At 49.7% G+C, this 17,770-nt stretch carries 19 protein-coding genes and 2 tRNA genes; all 21 read left to right on the top strand.

Going from position 1 to position 17,770, the window contains the following annotated elements; all coding sequences use genetic code 11:
• The first annotated feature begins 48 nt into the window (after positions 1-48).
• The 21 genes from DXB18_RS15270 to DXB18_RS15170 all read left to right on the top strand — a co-directional run bounded on the left by DXB18_RS15270 (position 49) and on the right by DXB18_RS15170 (position 17,658).
• Positions 49-570, top strand: a complete 522-nt coding sequence (locus DXB18_RS15270; protein WP_118708749.1) for a YcxB family protein — start codon at positions 49-51, stop codon at positions 568-570.
• A complete protein-coding gene (gene tsaE / locus DXB18_RS15265) occupies positions 570-998 on the top strand; it encodes a tRNA (adenosine(37)-N6)-threonylcarbamoyltransferase complex ATPase subunit type 1 TsaE (protein WP_118708747.1) in 429 nt (142 codons plus the stop codon). The genes DXB18_RS15270 and tsaE overlap by 1 nt, the downstream gene beginning before the upstream one ends.
• Positions 995-1,750, top strand: coding sequence for a tRNA (adenosine(37)-N6)-threonylcarbamoyltransferase complex dimerization subunit type 1 TsaB (tsaB, locus tag DXB18_RS15260; protein WP_118708745.1), 756 nt, complete (start codon positions 995-997; stop codon positions 1,748-1,750). The genes tsaE and tsaB overlap by 4 nt, the downstream gene beginning before the upstream one ends.
• A complete protein-coding gene (gene rimI / locus DXB18_RS15255; protein ID WP_347560906.1) occupies positions 1,747-2,199 on the top strand; it encodes a ribosomal protein S18-alanine N-acetyltransferase in 453 nt (150 codons plus the stop codon). The genes tsaB and rimI overlap by 4 nt, the downstream gene beginning before the upstream one ends.
• 131 nt (positions 2,200-2,330) lie before the next feature.
• Complete coding sequence (locus tag DXB18_RS15250) at positions 2,331-2,573, top strand: hypothetical protein (RefSeq protein ID WP_118544164.1); 243 nt, start codon at positions 2,331-2,333, stop codon at positions 2,571-2,573.
• Positions 2,574-2,621: 48 nt separating this feature from the next.
• Positions 2,622-3,533 (top strand): ribonuclease Z, encoded by a 912-nt coding sequence (locus DXB18_RS15245; protein WP_118544163.1) that lies wholly within the window; start codon positions 2,622-2,624, stop codon positions 3,531-3,533.
• Between the two features lie 9 nt (positions 3,534-3,542).
• On the top strand, positions 3,543-4,592 hold the full coding sequence (gene tsaD, locus DXB18_RS15240) for a tRNA (adenosine(37)-N6)-threonylcarbamoyltransferase complex transferase subunit TsaD (RefSeq protein ID WP_118708773.1): 1,050 nt from the start codon (positions 3,543-3,545) through the stop codon (positions 4,590-4,592).
• Positions 4,593-4,724: 132 nt separating this feature from the next.
• Positions 4,725-5,429, top strand: a complete 705-nt coding sequence (ispD, locus tag DXB18_RS15235) for a 2-C-methyl-D-erythritol 4-phosphate cytidylyltransferase (protein ID WP_118544162.1) — start codon at positions 4,725-4,727, stop codon at positions 5,427-5,429.
• A gap of 365 nt (positions 5,430-5,794) precedes the next feature.
• Positions 5,795-7,417, top strand: coding sequence for an ABC transporter substrate-binding protein (locus DXB18_RS15230; protein ID WP_118544161.1), 1,623 nt, complete (start codon positions 5,795-5,797; stop codon positions 7,415-7,417).
• Positions 7,418-7,572: 155 nt separating this feature from the next.
• Positions 7,573-8,508 carry an ABC transporter permease gene (locus DXB18_RS15225; RefSeq protein ID WP_118544160.1) on the top strand — a complete coding sequence of 312 codons (936 nt, stop codon included), beginning with the start codon at positions 7,573-7,575 and terminating at the stop codon, positions 8,506-8,508.
• A gap of 4 nt (positions 8,509-8,512) precedes the next feature.
• The gene (locus DXB18_RS15220; RefSeq protein WP_118544159.1) at positions 8,513-9,397 is read left to right on the top strand and encodes an ABC transporter permease; all 885 of its coding nucleotides are present in this window, start codon (positions 8,513-8,515) and stop codon (positions 9,395-9,397) included.
• A 30-nt stretch (positions 9,398-9,427) separates the two neighbouring features.
• Positions 9,428-10,438: an ABC transporter ATP-binding protein gene (locus DXB18_RS15215; protein WP_118544158.1), complete on the top strand. Its 1,011-nt coding sequence runs from the start codon at positions 9,428-9,430 to the stop codon at positions 10,436-10,438.
• Positions 10,428-11,390: an ABC transporter ATP-binding protein gene (locus DXB18_RS15210; protein WP_118544157.1), complete on the top strand. Its 963-nt coding sequence runs from the start codon at positions 10,428-10,430 to the stop codon at positions 11,388-11,390. Before DXB18_RS15215 ends, DXB18_RS15210 begins: the two co-directional genes overlap by 11 nt.
• A 253-nt stretch (positions 11,391-11,643) precedes the next feature.
• The gene (locus DXB18_RS15205; RefSeq protein ID WP_243035383.1) at positions 11,644-12,336 is read left to right on the top strand and encodes an MgtC/SapB family protein; all 693 of its coding nucleotides are present in this window, start codon (positions 11,644-11,646) and stop codon (positions 12,334-12,336) included.
• 104 nt (positions 12,337-12,440) lie between these two features.
• A complete protein-coding gene (locus tag DXB18_RS15200) occupies positions 12,441-13,877 on the top strand; it encodes an NAD(P)/FAD-dependent oxidoreductase (protein ID WP_118708743.1) in 1,437 nt (478 codons plus the stop codon).
• 9 nt (positions 13,878-13,886) lie between these two features.
• Positions 13,887-15,164 (top strand): FAD-dependent oxidoreductase, encoded by a 1,278-nt coding sequence (locus DXB18_RS15195; protein WP_118708741.1) that lies wholly within the window; start codon positions 13,887-13,889, stop codon positions 15,162-15,164.
• Between the two features lies 1 nt (position 15,165).
• Positions 15,166-15,528 carry a DUF1667 domain-containing protein gene (locus tag DXB18_RS15190; RefSeq protein ID WP_118544154.1) on the top strand — a complete coding sequence of 121 codons (363 nt, stop codon included), beginning with the start codon at positions 15,166-15,168 and terminating at the stop codon, positions 15,526-15,528.
• A gap of 227 nt (positions 15,529-15,755) precedes the next feature.
• The gene (locus tag DXB18_RS15185; protein WP_118708739.1) at positions 15,756-16,484 is read left to right on the top strand and encodes a glycerophosphodiester phosphodiesterase; all 729 of its coding nucleotides are present in this window, start codon (positions 15,756-15,758) and stop codon (positions 16,482-16,484) included.
• Positions 16,481-17,044 (top strand): glycerol-3-phosphate responsive antiterminator, encoded by a 564-nt coding sequence (locus tag DXB18_RS15180; RefSeq protein ID WP_118708737.1) that lies wholly within the window; start codon positions 16,481-16,483, stop codon positions 17,042-17,044. Before DXB18_RS15185 ends, DXB18_RS15180 begins: the two co-directional genes overlap by 4 nt.
• Positions 17,045-17,418: 374 nt before the next feature.
• A tRNA-Ser gene (locus DXB18_RS15175) sits at positions 17,419-17,504 on the top strand.
• 65 nt (positions 17,505-17,569) lie between these two features.
• Positions 17,570-17,658 (top strand) — tRNA-Ser (locus tag DXB18_RS15170).
• Positions 17,659-17,770: the final 112 nt, after the last annotated feature.

Genomic DNA, 17,770 nt, shown 5'->3' with positions numbered 1-17,770 from the left:
ACAGCTGCAAAAAATAAAACTGTTGATAGAAAGGAACGGTGAGTGCGAATGACAAACGAAGCAGTCCAGACGGGAAAAACTGTGGATGTCACTTTAACCGTCACGGAAAAAGATCTCTGGGCGTTTTCCATGTATCACGCGAACGCCGGACTGATGGGAATCTTTAATCTGCTGTTTACGCTGGCGGCGCTGTATCTTTTAATCTTCCGGTGGAGCGGCACAACCACTCCATACCGTTGTCTGCTTGTAATCTGCGCCCTGATCTTTACGGTCTGGCAGCCATTTTTGCTGTGGACCAAGGCGAAAAAACAGGCGAAGCGCCCGGCAGTCAAGGATCCGATGCGTCTGGTATTCGATGATGAAAAACTGACGGTCAGCCAGACGGACAATCAGGCGGAATTTACCTGGGAACAGATGGGGCTTTTGGATGCGAAACGATCCATGTATATTCTGTATATGGACCGTGTCCATGCCTATCTGCTTCCGAAAACAGCGCTGGGAGATCAGGAAGAGGCATTCCGCGAGTTGGTAACGGCGCATCTTCCGAAAGAAAAACGGAGGAAAATCTGATGGAATATAGAAGCAACAGCCCGGAGGAAACCTTTGCCCTTGGAAAACGCCTGGGTGAGCAGGCAAAAGCGGGTGAGATTTACTGTCTGGACGGAGATCTTGGAGTGGGCAAGACGATTTTTACCCAGGGTTTTGCAGCCGGGCTTGGTATTGAGGAACCGGTAAACAGCCCGACCTTTACGATCGTGCAGCAGTATGACAGCGGGCGTCTGCCGCTGTATCATTTTGATGTATACCGGATCGGGGATGTCAGCGAGATGGATGAGATCGGCTACGAGGATTGCTTTTACGGGGAAGGCGTCTGCCTGATCGAGTGGTCCCAGCTGATCCCGGAAATTTTACCGGAACAGGTGGTCCGCATCCGGATTGAGAAGGATCTGGAACAGGGATTTGATTACCGGAAGATAACGGTGGAGGGATTGTCATGAAAACACTTGGAATAGAAAGCTCGTCGCTGGTGGCTTCTGTGGCTGTGGTGACTGATGGACTGGTAACGGCAGAATATACCGTAAACTTAAAAAAGACCCATTCCCAGACGCTGCTCCCCATGATCGATGAGGTGACCCGCATGCTGGAACTGGATCTGAACGATGTGGACGCGATTGCGGTATCCGGAGGGCCGGGCTCTTATACCGGCCTGCGCATTGGCTCCGCAACAGCAAAAGGACTCGGACTTGCGCTTAATAAGCCGCTGGTCCATGTGCCGACGATGGATGCCATGGCGTACAATCTGTACGGAACTTCTGCGCTCATCTGCCCAGTCATGGATGCAAGAAGAGGACAGGTTTACACGGGGCTTTATCATTATGAGGATGCATTTGAGGTGGTAAAAGCGCAGTGCGGCATGGACATTCATGAACTGACCGGGGAATTGAATGCCCGTGGGGAGCGTGTGATCTTCTTGGGCGATGGAGTTCCGGTCAGTGAAAAGGTGATCCGGGAAACACTTCGTGTTCCGTTTTCTTTTGCTCCGGCGCAGTGCAACCGCCAGAGAGGAGCCAGTGTTGCTGCTCTGGGAAGTCTGTATTTTGCGGAAGGCAAGACGGTATCGGCTATGGACCACGCGCCGGATTACCTGCGGAAAGCTCAGGCAGAACGCGAGCTGGAAGAGGCAAAGCGGCAGGGAAAGACCGAAGAGCTGGCAGCCGGACACAGTGTCGGAACAGGAGATGCACAGTGATCCGCCGGATGGAAGAACGGGATCTTGCGGCGGTAGCAGAACTGGAAAAGCTCTGCTTTTCGGAAAACTGGTCCTACCATATCCTGGAGTCCGGGATCCACAGTCCGTACGATGTCTACTATGTGTTTGAACAGGAAGAAAAAATCCTGGGTTATTGCAACCTGCGTGTCCTCGCAGGCGAGGGAGAAGTACAGCGGATCGCGGTGCATCCGGACAGCCGCAGGCTTGGTCTTGGCAGAAAAATGATGGATGCCATGGTAGAGTATGCTATCCGCGAGCGGGCCTATGCCATCAGCCTGGAGGTGCGCGAGAGCAATCTGGCGGCCAGAAACCTGTATGAATCCTATGGTTTTCAGGCAGAGGCAGTACGCAAGGCCTATTATCACAACCCGGCCGAGGATGCCGTGATCATGTGGAAACGGGATCTGCCGGAAAAAATTACCACTTAAAATTACGAATATTTCTATTATAATGTAGGGGATGCGGCCGACGTGCCGTGTCCCCTGTTTTATTCTAAAAAGACAGAATAAAAAAATGCACACCTGTATAGAAACAGGAACGAAAAGGTGAGGAACAAGACATGAGAAAATATCAGACAAACGGAACCCTGGAATCGGTCATCTGCAATGGCTGCGGAAAAAAACAGGTGGTGGAGCGAGGCATCCTGCGGGAGGGAAGCTTTTCGGTTCATTATTCCTGGGATTACTTTTCTGAAAAAGACGGCGAGATCCATCATTGGGATCTGTGTGAGGAGTGCTATGACCAGCTTATCCGGCAGTTTGCGATCGCCCCGGAAATCGAGGAAGCGGTTGAATTCATCTAAACGCTATGCTATGATATCAGCATCAAATGAAATGAGGTTAATCGATTTATGTTAGATATCTGTTTACTGGGAACCGGCGGGATGATGCCGCTTCCGTACCGCTGGCTGACTGCGATGATGGCGCGTTGTGACGGCAGCAGTCTTTTGATCGACTGCGGAGAAGGAACGCAGGTGGCGCTGAAAGAAAAAGGATGGAGCCCGAAGCCCATCGATGTGATCTGTTTTACCCATTACCACGCAGACCACATCAGTGGACTTCCAGGGCTTCTTCTCACGATGGGCAATGCTGAGCGTACGGAGCCGGTCACATTGATCGGTCCCAAGGGCTTAGAGCGGGTCGTGAATGCGCTCCGCACCATCGCACCGGAGCTCCCATTCCAGTTAAAGTTTATCGAGCTGGAAGAAAACAGACAGCAGTTTCATATCGGACCTTATGTGATCGATGCTTACCGGGTAAACCATAATGTGGTCTGTTATGGCTATTCCATTTCCATTCCGCGTGCAGGCCGCTTTGATGTGGAGCGGGCGAAAGCGCAGAATGTGCCGATGAAGGCATGGAGCCGCCTGCAGAAAGGCGAGACCCTGACCTTAGACGGAGTGACTTATACGCCGGATATGGTCCTGGGACCGGATCGCAAGGGTCTGAAAGTTACGTATTGTACGGATACCAGACCGGTTCCGGTCATCGCGGAGTACGCAGACCATGCAGATCTGTTTATCTGTGAGGGCATGTACGGCGAAGACGGAAAAGAAGTCAAGGCCCGGGAATATAAGCATATGACGATGTACGAGGCAGCAAACCTGGCAAAGAAAGCGCAGCCGGCAGAAATGTGGCTGACGCATTACAGTCCTTCCTTAAACCATCCGGAAGAATTTATTGATAAGGTGAGGGAAATCTTCCCGGCAGCAAAGACTGCACGGGATGGCTGGACCAGAGAGCTGACCTTTGAGGAGGAATAAAAACAAATGATGGAGACAGAAAATAAGAAAACCGAAGAAGAGAAGGATATTCTGATCCTGGCGATTGAGAGCTCCTGCGATGAGACTGCAGCTTCTGTGGTGAAGAATGGCCGGGAGATCCTTTCCAATGTCATTTCTTCCCAGATCGCACTGCATACCCAGTTTGGCGGCGTAGTGCCGGAGATCGCATCCAGAAAACACATTGAGAAGATCAACCAGGTAGTAACCCAGGCGCTGGAAGATGCAAAGGTGACTCTGGATGACATCGATGCAATCGGCGTGACCTACGGACCAGGGCTGGTCGGTGCGCTGCTTGTTGGCGTGGCTGAGGCGAAAGCCATTGCCTTTGCGGCGAAAAAACCACTTGTGGGTGTGCATCATATTGAAGGTCATGTCTCTGCAAACTATATTGAAAACCCGGATCTGGAGCCGCCGTTTGTCTGCCTGATCGTATCCGGCGGACATACGCATCTGGTCATCGTAAAGGATTACGGGGAGTTCGAGATCATTGGACGGACCAGAGATGATGCGGCCGGAGAAGCTTTTGATAAGGTGGCGCGAGCCGTCGGACTTGGCTATCCGGGTGGTCCGAAAGTGGACAAGGCAGCCAAAGAGGGCAATCCGCATGCTATTGAGTTCCCGCGCGCAAAGGTAGAAGGTTCCCCATACGATTTCAGTTTCAGCGGACTGAAATCGGCAGTATTGAATTACATTAACAAGGCACATATGACCGGAATGGAGATCTGTGTGCCGGATCTGGTTGCATCCTTCCAGAATGCGGTGGTAGAGGCACTGGTAAGCCGTGCGGTTCTGGCTGCAAAAGAGTATGGCTATGACAAGTTGGCGATCGCCGGCGGCGTGGCATCCAACTCGGCTCTTCGTGCAGCCATGCAGGCGGCGTGTGACAAAGAACACATTCATTTCTATCATCCGTCCCCGATCTTCTGCACGGACAATGCGGCCATGATCGGCTGTGCGGCTTATTACGAATACAAAAAGGGAACCCGGCATGGCTGGGATTTAAATGCGGTACCGAATCTGAAGCTGGGAGAGCGCTGAGAATAACGAAAAAACGTATCAGAGACGAAAAAATACATCGTTTTGAAGGAACACGGCTGTTCCCATGCTGCAAAATGACGATGACAGTAATGGCACTTAGGCAGCAACGAAGAGGAGAAGGAAGGCAGGAATATGATCGGTACAGCACGGATCGGAGCAGTGATCCTGGCCGGCGGGCGCGGCAGCAGGATGCACAGTGATATTCAGAAGCAGTATATGCTGTTAAATGACCGCCCGCTGATTTCTTATGCACTGGAAGCATTTGAACAAAGTATTGTGGATGCGATGGTGCTGGTGACAGGTGCCGGTGAGGAAGATTATGTGCGTCAGGAAATCCTGGCGCCCCTGCACCTGAAAAAGCTTTGCGGTATTGTGACAGGCGGAAAAGAACGCTATCATTCTGTCTATGAAGGATTGAAGGCTCTGCAGAAGTGCGATTATGTGCTGATCCATGATGGAGCCAGACCGTTGGTGACGGGGGAGATTATTTCCCGCGCGGCTTACGCGGCCATGCAGGATGGAGCCTGTGTGGTGGGGATGCCGGTGAAAGATACCATAAAGGTGGTCGATCCAGACGGGTTTGCACAATCTACCCCGGACCGTTCCAGACTCTGGCAGGTGCAGACACCGCAGGCATTTTCCTATCCGCTGGTGCGTGCGGCTTACGACCGTCTGATGGCGGACGAATCCCTTCAAAAAGGAATCACGGACGATGCTATGGTAGTGGAACATTTAAGCGGCACGAAGGTCCGTCTGGTGGAAGGCAGCTATGAAAATCTAAAGGTGACAACACCGGAGGATCTGATCCTGGCAGAGGCATTGCTGAAAAGGCGCTGACGCAAAAAATATAAGGTAAATTTAATTTTACAAAGTGGGAATAATGTAAAATTGATGAAAAACAGAGGTTACACTTGGGAAAAGTTAACAAAATAACGAAGAAAAAACAAGAAAAACGCTTGTGTATTTCACAAAGTGATGATATACTTTGGTTATATTGATAAACAAATATACACATTGCATAGAGAAAAAGAGCGGCGCAGGTGTGTGGGACATTTCGTTTTAAATCCAATTGGAAGGTGGGGTGTCGTGCTACTGCGCTGTTTTTATGCTCAAATTTGGTATATAAGGTTTATTGATGAAGCGTCAGGAATACATCTGGTTTGCACAGACCGGATGATTATAAGAAAACGGAGGAAATGTGTATGAAGAAAAAAATCGCATTGCTGCTCAGTGTTGCCATGATGGCAGTATCCTTAGCGGGCTGCGGAGGCGGAAAAACCAGTTCTGGTTCTGATTCAGGAAGTCAGACTGCCGGTGGTTCTGAGGCAGGAGCAGGAACGGAAGCCGGGAGTACGGCTGTTGGGCACAAGGATAGCCTGATCATTGGTACCGATGCTGACATTAACAACCTGGATCTTCAGCAGCAACAGGATCAGATCAACAACATCGTATTAAAGAATACCCATCAGACCCTGGTATTCTTTAACAATGGTTCCCAGGGAGACGAGCGGTTCGGTCCATGTCTGGCTACTTCATGGGAGTTCAAGGATGACACCCACATCGAGATGAAGCTGCGCGATGACGTACACTTCAACGATGATGACAAGACCCCGATGACCGCAGAGGACGTAAAATTCACTCTGGATATGGCAACCGGCAACATGGTAGCTTCCATTCTGGCAGGCTATGTTGGCTGTACCGTAGTAGATGACTACACCATCGAGATTGAGATTGAGAAATACAACAACGAGTTCATCCAGTCCCTGGCATCGGTTCCGTTATCCATCCAGTCCAAGAAGGCTTACGATGACGGTGTAGAGGATCCGTACTACATCGGTACCGGCCCGTACAAGTTTGACGAGTGGGTAGAGGGTGAGTACTGTCGCCTGGTTAAGGTTGACGACTATTGGGGCAACGATCTCCCGGCAGATGACAACCTGGCTCCTGGTGTAGCTGAGACCATCGAGTTCCGCCCGTACATCGAGGCATCCTCCCGTGTTATGGCACTGCAGGCAGGCGAGATCGATGTCTGCGTAAATCCGCCGATCAACGAGCTGCAGTACTTAGAGGATGACGATAATATTACCGTTTACGAGCAGACCGGTACCCGTCTTTTCTATTTCGCATTTAACGTAGAGAAAGAGCCGTGGAACAACCAGACCTTAAGACAGGCGGTTGCATGTGCGATCGACCGTGACGCAGTCCTTGAGGCAGCTGTATACGGCAAGGGCACACTGCAGACCACCATCTTAAACCGCGGCCTGTGGGGATTCTATGACGACATGGATGGTTTCGACTACGACGTAGACCGTGCAAAATCCTTAATGGCAGAGGCTGGTTATCCGGACGGCGGTATCAGCACCACCTTAACCTATGCATCCGGTGCTCCGTATGAGCAGATTGCAACCATCATCCAGGCAAACCTGGCAGATATCGGCATTGACGTAACCCTTGAACCGATGGAGACGGCAACCTTAAAATCCACCTGTGTAGACGGAAAACAGGAGCTCTTCCTGTGGAGATGGAACGAGGACTCCAAGGTTGACTTTGTATACCGTGACCTGTTCTATACCGGTTCCGGTTCCAACTATCATCACTATTCTGATTCTAAGGCTGACGAGATGATCGACATCGTAGCAACCGAGAAAGATCAGGACAAACGTCTTGAAACTGCAAAAGAGCTGCAGACTTACTTAGTAGATGCATGTCCGCAGGTTCCGTTATACATTGCAAACCTGGTTGTTGCATACAACAAGAACCTTCAGGGACAGTACTTCTATGGCGGCGGCAACCATGACTGGCGTCACGCATACATCGCAGAGTAAAGAGAAGTGCGGTGAAACAGGATCTCTAACCGGATCCTTCTATAACAAAAACATAATGGCTGAAAAGACTTGCGGGTGCTTCAAAAGCCCCGCAAGTTTCCATATAGGAGTAACCTATATAAGCCTTTTATCACACAAAAAGGAGCGACAGGCAAATGCTGAAATACATTGGGAAAAGACTGATCATGCTGATCCCGGTTATTCTGGTAACCTCATTTCTGATCTTCTGGGCCATGAGCCTGACCGGCGGTGACCCTGCGTTGATGCTTGCAGGCGATAACGCGAAACCAGAACAGATCGAGCAGATCCGCGAAGACCTTGGACTGAATGATCCATTTATCGTACGTTATGGCAACTATATGAAAGGCATGCTGACCGGTGACATGGGTAAGTCCTATGTGACCAAGCGTGATGTATTTAAGACTTTTATGGAGCGTCTTCCGAATACGCTTATGCTGGGAGGAGCTGCCGTACTGATTGCCGTAGTGGTATCCCTGCCGCTCGGTATCTACACAGCGATACACCAAAATACATGGAAAGATACAGCGGGTATGATATTCGCCCTGTTCGGCACGTCCATGCCAAACTTCTGGCTGGGCCTGATGCTGATCATCATATTCTCGCTGAAGCTGGGCTGGTTCCCGACGGGCGGAAAAGGAGGCATAAGCAGTCTGGTGCTGCCGGCGGTGACGGTCGGTTTTGGTCTTGCAGCCCTGATCACCAGAACAACACGTTCTTCCATGCTGGACGTACTCCGTCAGGATTACATGACTACCGCACGTGCAAAGGGCTGTTCTGAGAAACAGGTTATCACCGTGCACGGTTTAAAGAACGCCCTGATCCCGATCATTACAGCAATCGGTCTTCAGATGTCCCTGGTTATCACTGGTTCTGTTCTTGCAGAGACGGTATTCTCCTGGCCTGGTATCGGACGTCTTGTCTATGATTCTATCTCCAAGCGTGATACACCGATGGTTACGGGTGCAATTATTATGTGTTCCATCCTGATGTGTATCATCAACCTGGTAGTAGATTTAATCTATGCATTCTTTGACCCGAGAATCAAAGCACAGTACAGTAAGAAGGGGTGATACAATGGCACAGGCAAGCGAAATCAAAAAACAGTATAAAAAACGGACGCTGTTCCAGGAGACCTGGCGGCGTCTGATCAAAAACCGCGGTGCTATGCTGGGATTAGCCTTCCTAGTAATTCTGGTACTGGCAGCAGCATTCAGCCCGGTTATCTTTGATTATGAAAAAGACGTAATCGGACAGAATATGAAAGACCGTCTCATGGGTCCGTGTGCGGCTCACTGGTTTGGAACGGATGAATATGGACGTGATTTATTTGCCCGTATTATTTACGGAGCACGCTATTCCCTGATCATCGGCGTTGGTTCCGTGCTTCTGGGCCTGATCGTTGGAACAATCCTGGGTTCTCAGGCAGGATTTAAGGGCGGCATCACCGATTCCATCATCATGCGCGGCATCGATATTTTCTATTCCATTCCGAACATTATGACAGCGGTTGTTATCGTCTCCCTGCTGGGACCGAGCACCGTAAACTTAATGATCGCCCTGGCCTTTTCCTGTGCCAGCAGCTTTGCACGTATCGTCCGTGCTTCCGTTATGACGATCCGTGACCAGGAGTATGTGGAATCCTCTTATGCCATGGGACTGCCGACCTGGAAGATCATTGTAAAGCATATTCTTCCGAACTGTCTGTCCCCGATCATTGTACAGATCACATTGCTGATCGGCACCACCATCATTTCTGCTTCATCCTTAAGCTTCCTTGGAATCGGTGTTCCGGCACCGGCACCGGAGTGGGGGGCACTGCTTTCCGCAGGACGAAGCCACATCCGTGATGCAAGCTATATGTGTATCATTCCGGGTCTTGCCATTATGTTTACGGTTTTGGCACTGAACCTGTTAGGCGATGGTCTGCGTGATGCACTGGATCCGAAGCTGAAAAAATAGGCAGCTGAAAAATGTTAGGAGGAATAGGGTATGGCTGAAGAGTTAGTACTTGATATAAAAAACCTGGTAGTCCACTACGAGACGGAGGATGCCAATGTCCATGCAGTCAATGGCATTGATCTTTCCATCGCGAAAAAGCGGACCTTAGGTCTGGTGGGCGAGACTGGAGCCGGAAAAACGACCACGGCACTTTCGATTCTGAATCTGGTTCCGAACCCGCCTGGGGTCATCAAAGAAGGCGAGATCAAACTGGATGGAAAAGATGTATTAAAAATGACACCGGCAGAACTGGAAAAAATGCGCGGCAACGAGGTTGCCATGATCTTCCAGGATCCGATGACTGCGTTAAATCCGGTTATGACAGTTGGAGATCAGATCGGTGAGAGTATTGCACTCCATCAGAATATTTCCAAGAAAGAAGCTTTTGAGAAGGCAAAAGAAATGTTAAAAATGGTAGGTATCGCGGAAACCCGTGCCTACGATTACCCGCATCAGTTCTCTGGCGGTATGAAACAGCGTGTTGTCATTGCGATCGCCTTAGCCTGCAGTCCGCAGCTTCTGATCGCAGATGAACCGACCACGGCATTGGATGTGACGATTCAGGCTCAGGTGCTGGAATTGATGAAACAGCTGATTCGTGACAAAGAAATGTCCATGCTGATGATCACGCATGATCTTGGTGTTGTGGCAGAGGTCTGTGAGGATGTGGCAGTTATGTACGCCGGTCGTATCGTAGAAAAAGGAACGGCAGACGATGTGTTCAATCACATGCGTCATCCGTATACGGAAGGACTGTTTGATTCCCTGCCGAACTTAAAGCAGCGCGGCGAGGAACTGGTGCCGATCAAGGGACTGATGCCGGATCCGTCGGATCTGCCGCCAGGATGTGCGTTTGCACCGCGTTGTCCTTATGCGACCGAAGCATGTACAAAGGCAGTTCCGGAGCTGACATCCGTGGAAGGCAGCGAGACACATTTTGTTGCCTGCAGTGCTTACAAAGATCCGGAATTCAGATTAAGGGGGAACCAAGATGGCAGGTAAGACAATTCTTGAGGTAGATAACCTCACAAAATTTTTCAATACCCCGGGCGGACAGCTTCATGCAGTAGACGGAGTCAGCTTCAAAATCGAAGAAGGAAGGACTCTTGGTATCGTAGGAGAATCCGGATGCGGCAAGTCCACCACCGGACGAACCATTTTAAAGCTGCTTGAGCCGACCGGAGGAAAGATCATTTTCGACGGACAGGATATCACCAATTACAGCCGCAAACAGATGCGTCCGCTGCGTCAGGAGATGCAGATGGTATTCCAGGATCCGTTCTCCTCGCTTGATCCGAGACAGACCGTGATGCAGCTCATCAGTGAGCCGATCATCGAACACAAGCTGTTAAAGTCCAAGAGCGACATTGAGGAAAGAACCCTGGAGCTGATGCGGACCGTAGGTCTGGCAGAACGTTACATGAACGTATATCCGCATGAGCTGGATGGCGGACGCCGCCAGCGTATCGGCATCGCCCGTGCACTGGCTGTAAGACCGAAGCTGATCGTCTGCGATGAGCCGGTATCTGCACTGGACGTATCCATTCAGGCACAGATCTTAAACCTGTTGAAAAAGCTGCAGGCTGACCTGGGACTGACTTACATTTTTATCACGCACGACCTGTCGGTTGTAAAATATTTCTCTGACGACATTGCAGTTATGTACCTGGGACAGATGGTGGAAAAAGCACCGTCCGATGTACTGTTCCAGAATCCGGCACATCCGTATACCAAGGCGCTGCTGTCTGCAATCCCGCTTCCAATCGTTGGAAAGGAGAAACCAGTCCGTCAGCTGATCCGCGGCGAAATTACTTCCCCGGTTAATCTGCCGGATGAGTGCCGTTTTATGAAACGGTGTGACTGTGCGGCAGAGTGCTGTAAGCATGGAAATCCGCAGCTGCGTGAGATCGAACCAGGACACTTTGTTGCCTGCACCAGGATAAACGAACTTTAAGAATGATTTTATGACAATTTCATCCATACGCGCGAGAGCATAAGAGGAAGCGTAACCATAAGGGCACAGAACCGATCTGTGCTGCTTTGGGTACGCTTTTTTTGTTGTATTGCAGCCTGGAATATGCCAGTGGCGCATCTGCAGATCTGACAATATGTAATTTAGGAAAACGCAGTGTGTATGGATCGGGAATCAAAAGCTGCAGTTCATGGAAAAAATTTGCGGACTGACAGGAGAAAAAGGGGTGTCTGGAATGATGAAGATTTGGCCGGTACTGGAACAGTTTTCAACTCCGGAAATTTGGGTTCAGACGGAATATCTGATGCGTATTGTGGTAGCAGCTTTTCTTGGACTTTTGATTGGAAACGAGCGGAAAAACCGCAATAAATCAGCGGGGATTCGAACCCACGTGATTGTAGCGCTTGGGGCAGCTTTGATTATGGTGGTTTCCAAGTACGGATTCAATGATGTGGAAAAGGTGGATTCCGCCCGTGTGGCAGCACAGGTTGTAAGTGGTGTTGGCTTTCTGGGGGCCGGTGTTATCTTTGTCCGCAACAATCTCGTAAATGGACTGACGACGGCGGCTGGAATCTGGGCGACTGCGGGGGTAGGTCTGGCACTCGGTGCAGGCATGTATGTAGTAGGAATCTGCAGTGCCCTGCTGGTGCTGATGATTCAGTTCGTGATGCACCGGATCGCCTATTTCGCTGATGTGGCATCCGGGGGGCTGATCCGCATGACCCTGGTAAAACAGGAAGGAATCGTGCAGTCTATGGAGAATTATCTCCAGCATGAGAAACTTAGTGTAGTTTCTGTAAAAATCAACAAGACCAAAAAGGATGAGGTAAAGCTGGAGTTCGATGTGGTATTCCCGCCGGGTTATCAGAAAACAAAATTGCTTGCCAGACTGGTAGAAATGGATGAGGTTCTGGCAGTCAGCGAGTAATGAAAGAACTAAGGTGTTTCAAAAACAGAAACGCAGCAAACAAATCTGGTATATGAAGACAGCAGGAATGCTGGTCTCAGGTTTGAAATAGAGGAGACAGGAGTATGAACAGTATGAAGTATGATGTAGTGGTTATCGGCGGCGGAGTCATCGGCTGTGCGGTGGCCAGAGAACTTTCCCGGTATCAGGTAAAGGCCTGTGTCGTAGAGCGGGAAGAAGATGTGTGTTCCGGGACTTCCAAGGCGAACAGTGCCATCGTACATGGCGGATTTGATGCGGAGCCGGGTTCTTTAAAGGCAAAGTTCAACATTCTGGGAAGTCAGATGATGGAGGAGCTTTCGAAAGAGCTGGATTTCGATTATAAACGAAATGGTTCCCTGGTCCTTTGCTTTGCAGAGGAGGATAAGCCTGCCTTGGAGGCGCTTTATGAAAAAGGGGTAAAGAACGGTGTAAAAGGTATGTCGATCATCAGCGGGGACGAAGTAAGGAAAAGAGAGCCGAATATCGAAGATACCGTGGTAGCAGCGCTGGATGTTCCGAGCGGCGGCATTGTCTGCCCGTTCGGTCTGACGATTGCGCTGTCAGAGAATGCCTGTGACAATGGAGTGGAATTCCAATTTCTGACAGAGGTGGAAACGATTGAAAAAGAAGCGGAGGGCTATGTGCTGAAAACCAGTAAGGGCGAGATCCACACAGCCTGCGTGGTGAATGCAGCCGGTGTTTATTCCGATCAGATTCATAATTTTGTGAGTGAAAAGAAGCTTCATATTACTGCAAGAAAGGGCGATTACTGCCTGTTAGACAAAGAGGCAGGAAGCCTGGTAAGCCATACGATTTTCCAGTTGCCGACGAAGATGGGCAAGGGCGTTTTGGTCAGTCCGACCGTACATGGTAATTTGTTGACCGGACCAACGGCAACCGACATTGAAGATAAAGAACAGACGGCAACAGACGCTAAGGAGCTGGATTCCCTGATGAGCCGTGCAGCGCTCAGCGTGAAAGGAATTCCGTTCCGACAGGTTATCACTTCTTTTGCGGGACTTCGTGCCCATGAGGACGGAGATGATTTTGTGATCGGAGAGGTTTCGGATGCACCAGGCTTTTTCGATGCAGCAGGAATTGAGTCACCGGGACTTTCCAGCGCACCGGCAATTGGCCAGTGGCTGGCTGAAAAAGTAGCAGAGAAACTGAATGCCAAACAGAAAGAGGATTGGAATGGAACCAGAAAGGGCATTGTACGGCCGGAACTTTTGAGCAAAGAAGAGCGGGCAGAGCTGATCCGCAAAAATCCGGCATACGGCACCATCATCTGTCGCTGCGAGAGCGTCAGTGAGGGTGAGATCGTGGATGCCATTACCAGAACGCTGGGGGCGAAGTCCTTAGACGGTATCAAGCGCCGCGTGCGTCAGGGCATGGGACGCTGCCAGGCAGGGTTCTGCACGCCACGTACCATGGAAATCCTTTCCAGGGAGCTTGGCATCCGTATGGAAGAAGTATGCAAGAATGCACCGGGATCTGAGATGCTGACCGGTCAGAAATAAGGGGGAGCGATCATGAGACATGACATTGTAATCATCGGAGGCGGTCCGGCAGGTCTGGCTGCGGCTATAGCAGCAAGAAAAGCCGGCATTCAGGATATCCTCATTTTAGAGCGTGACAGTAGTCTTGGAGGTATTTTAAACCAGTGTATCCACAACGGATTCGGTCTTCATACCTTTAAAGAGGAGCTAACCGGACCGGAGTACGCAGCGCGCTATATTGCCATGGTGGAGGCGGAAAAGATTCCGTACCGTTTAAATACCATGGTCATTGATATCAACGAAAAACGAGAGGTAACCGTGATCAGCCGTGAACACGGCATGGAAACCATAGAAGCAGGAGCTGTGATTCTTGCCATGGGCTGCCGGGAGCGCCCGAGAGGTGCCCTGAACATTCCTGGCTACCGTCCGGCTGGTATTTATTCTGCAGGAACTGCACAGCGTCTGATGAACATCGAAGGTTATAGTGTGGGAAAAGAGGTTGTGATCCTCGGCTCAGGCGATATCGGCCTGATCATGGCGCGCCGTATGACACTGGAAGGGGCAAAAGTCAAAGTTGTAGCAGAGCTGATGCCGTATTCCGGCGGGTTAAAGCGAAATATCGTCCAGTGCCTGGATGATTATGGGATTCCGTTAAAACTCAGCCATACGGTCGTGGATATCCAGGGCAAAGAGCGTGTGACTGGCATTACCCTGGCAGAAGTGGGACCGGACCGCAAGCCAATTCCTGGAACCGAAGAGCATTACAGCTGCGATACCCTGCTTCTGTCTGTTGGTCTGATCCCGGAAAACGAGCTGACCAAAGAGGCAGGCGTAAAAATGAACCCGGTTACATCCGGACCGAATGTCAACGACCAGCTGGAAACCAGCGTGGAGGGTGTATTTGCGTGTGGCAATGTCCTGCATGTGCATGATCTGGTTGACTATGTATCCGAGGAGGCAACGCTTGCAGGAAGCAATGCAGCTGCATATGTGGAAAAGCAGCGCGGGGAGAAAGCAGAGCAGGCTAAGCCGCATAAGGCAGTCTTAAAGGCCGAGAATGGTGTACGTTATACCGTTCCACAGACAATCGATGTGAACAACATGAAGGAACAGGTAGTTGTGCGGTTCCGCGTAGCCGATGTATATCGTGATCGCAGCATCTGTGTTTATCTCGACGGAGAGCGCGTCCAGGCAAGAAAGAAAAAGGTTCTGGCACCGGGCGAGATGGAGCAGGTGATCCTGAAGAAGGAAGAACTGCAGAAGTATCCGGACCTGAAAGAAATCGTGATTTGTACGGAGGTGGAGTAAGATGGAGAAGAGAGAGCTGATCTGTATCGGATGTCCGCTTGGGTGCCCTTTGACGGTAACGATGGAAGAAAACGGGATCACGGTAACCGGAAATACCTGTAAACGTGGAGAAATTTATGCAAAAAAAGAAGTGACGAACCCGACCCGCGTGGTGACATCTTCTGTCCATGTAAATGACGGTGTGATCCCGATGGTATCTGTAAAGACGAAGGAAGATATCCCAAAAGACAAAATCTTTGCCTGCATGGAGGAAATCCGCAGGGTTTTTGTTGCAGCGCCGGTCCATATCGGAGATATTGTGATCGAAGACTGTGCTGGTACCGGAGTGCCGGTCATTGCGACCAAAAACGTGGAAAGAGCGTAACTGGTTTGACATAAAATGTTTTCACAGGCCCCGCCCGTATAGACATGCGGGTGGGGCTGTGCTATGATACGGGAAGATGATGATACATCAGTTTGCAGGTGATTTGCGCAAACGGTATGCGCATCTTCAAAATTACAGATAGAGAGATTTTGCCGGTCTGGAATGTGATGTACCGGCAAAGGCTTGCTGCCAGTCACACAGCAGCAAACAGACAGGAGGACAGGAAGATGAAAGTATATGCGCACAGAGGTTACAGCGGCAGATACCCGGAGAATACCATGCTGGCATTCAAAAAGGCAGAAGAAACCGGCTGTTATGGAATTGAACTGGACGTACAGCTCACAAAGGACGGAGAGGTTGTGATCATCCATGATGAGCGGGTAGACCGTACCACGGACGGAACCGGCTGGGTAAGAGACTACACGCTGGCTGAGTTAAAGAAACTGAATGCGGCAGCAGTCTGGAGCGGTAAGTATGGATTCGAACCGATCCCGACCCTGGAAGAATACTGCCAGTGGGTAAAGAACACGAATCTTGTGACAAACATTGAAATCAAGTCAGGTGTTTATTATTATGAGAATCTGGAAGAAAAAACACTGGAGCTGGTGAAAAAGTACGGACTGGAGAAACGGATCGTATTTTCTTCTTTCCTGCATTCCTCCATTACCCTGCTCCGGAAGCTGGCACCAGATATCCCTTGCGGAGCCCTGGTAGAGTATGATGATCTCGGAAATCCTGGATATTACTGTGAGAAGTTCGATTTCCAGTATTATCATCCGGGCGTAAAGGCTTTAACAGAAGATATGGTACTCAGCTGTAAGGAACACCATATTCCGCTGAATGTATGGACCATCAACGATATGGGAGCCCTGGAGCAGATGGATGAATGGGGCGTTGAAGGCGTGATCAGCAACTACCCGGGTGTGTGCAAAGGATGGATTGACAGTAAAAAATGATAAAAGCAATCGATTTATTAGAAATATCACCGGTGATCGCAGCGATTAAGGATGATGCCGGTCTGAAGAAATGCCTGGATACGGAATGCCAGGTCGTATTTATCCTGTATGGAAATATCTGCAGTATCAAAAACATTGTTTCTGAATTGAAAAGCCATGGAAAGTGCGCCATGGTACATGCAGATCTGGTCCAGGGACTTGGTTCAAAGGAAGTAGCAATCGACTTTTTAAAAGAGCAGACAGGGGCCGATGGCATCATCAGCACGAAGCCGATGCTGGTACGCAGGGCACAGGAACTGAAGATGTTCGGCATTTTGCGTGCTTTTATCATTGATTCCATGGCGGTAGACAACACCAGAAAGATGCTGGAGAGCTTTCGCCCGGATATGATTGAGATTATGCCCGGAGTTATGCCGAAGATCATAAAAAGTCTTCGCGGCAGCACCAGTATCCCGCTGATCGCAGGCGGACTGATCTCAGAAAAGAAAGAAGTCATGGAACTGTTTGAAGCAGGAGCGGACGCAATCTCTACGACCAGGCAGGAACTCTGGTATATTTAGAAACTGATCGTGATATATCCGTTCGTAAGAAAACGTAGTATTTAGAAGTATGGCATGCCAGATGCATTTTAGTGCGGATATCTGGCATGCTGTATTTTTGTTTCATAGGAAATTGCTTTTTTCATAAAAAGCCTGTTGTTACCAGCATAGTGCGGACATAATATAGTCCTGGTTAGCTGTAGAAATGGGGGTTCAAACGAGAAAAACGAAAAAATAAAAAAATGTAAAAAATAGGGTTGACAGGAACAATAAGGTATGCTAAAATTCATCAAGTCGCGTGTGACGAGCAAGACATGAACGAAACACCGATAAAAAACTTAAAAAAGTTCTTGACAAAAACGAAAGCTTTTGGTAACATAGTAAAGCACGTTTGAGGAGAGATATCGAAGTGGTCATAACGAGGCGGTCTTGAAAACCGTTTGTCCGCAAGGGCGCGTGGGTTCGAATCCCACTCTCTCCGTTGGACAAGCGAAAGGCTTGCCGATGACAATATAATATTTACTGATGTTCAGGCATCGGGACTTTGCAGAAGTACCCAAGAGGCTGAAGGGACACCCCTGGAAAGGGTGCAGGTCGTTAATAGCGGCGCGAGGGTTCAAATCCCTCCTTCTGCGCTTCATCTTCGAAAAAGATGAAAAAAGTTGTTGACAAAGCAAAAACAACGTGTTAAAATATCGAACGTTGCCGCTGAGAACAGCAACAATATGAACCTTGAAAATGAAAGAT

Source organism: Clostridium sp. OM02-18AC, assembly GCF_003481825.1.
Lineage (GTDB): Bacteria > Bacillota > Clostridia > Lachnospirales > Lachnospiraceae > Brotaphodocola.
The sequence above is the reverse complement of the archived record's forward strand: the minus strand, read 5'-3'. Positions and strand labels throughout refer to the sequence as shown.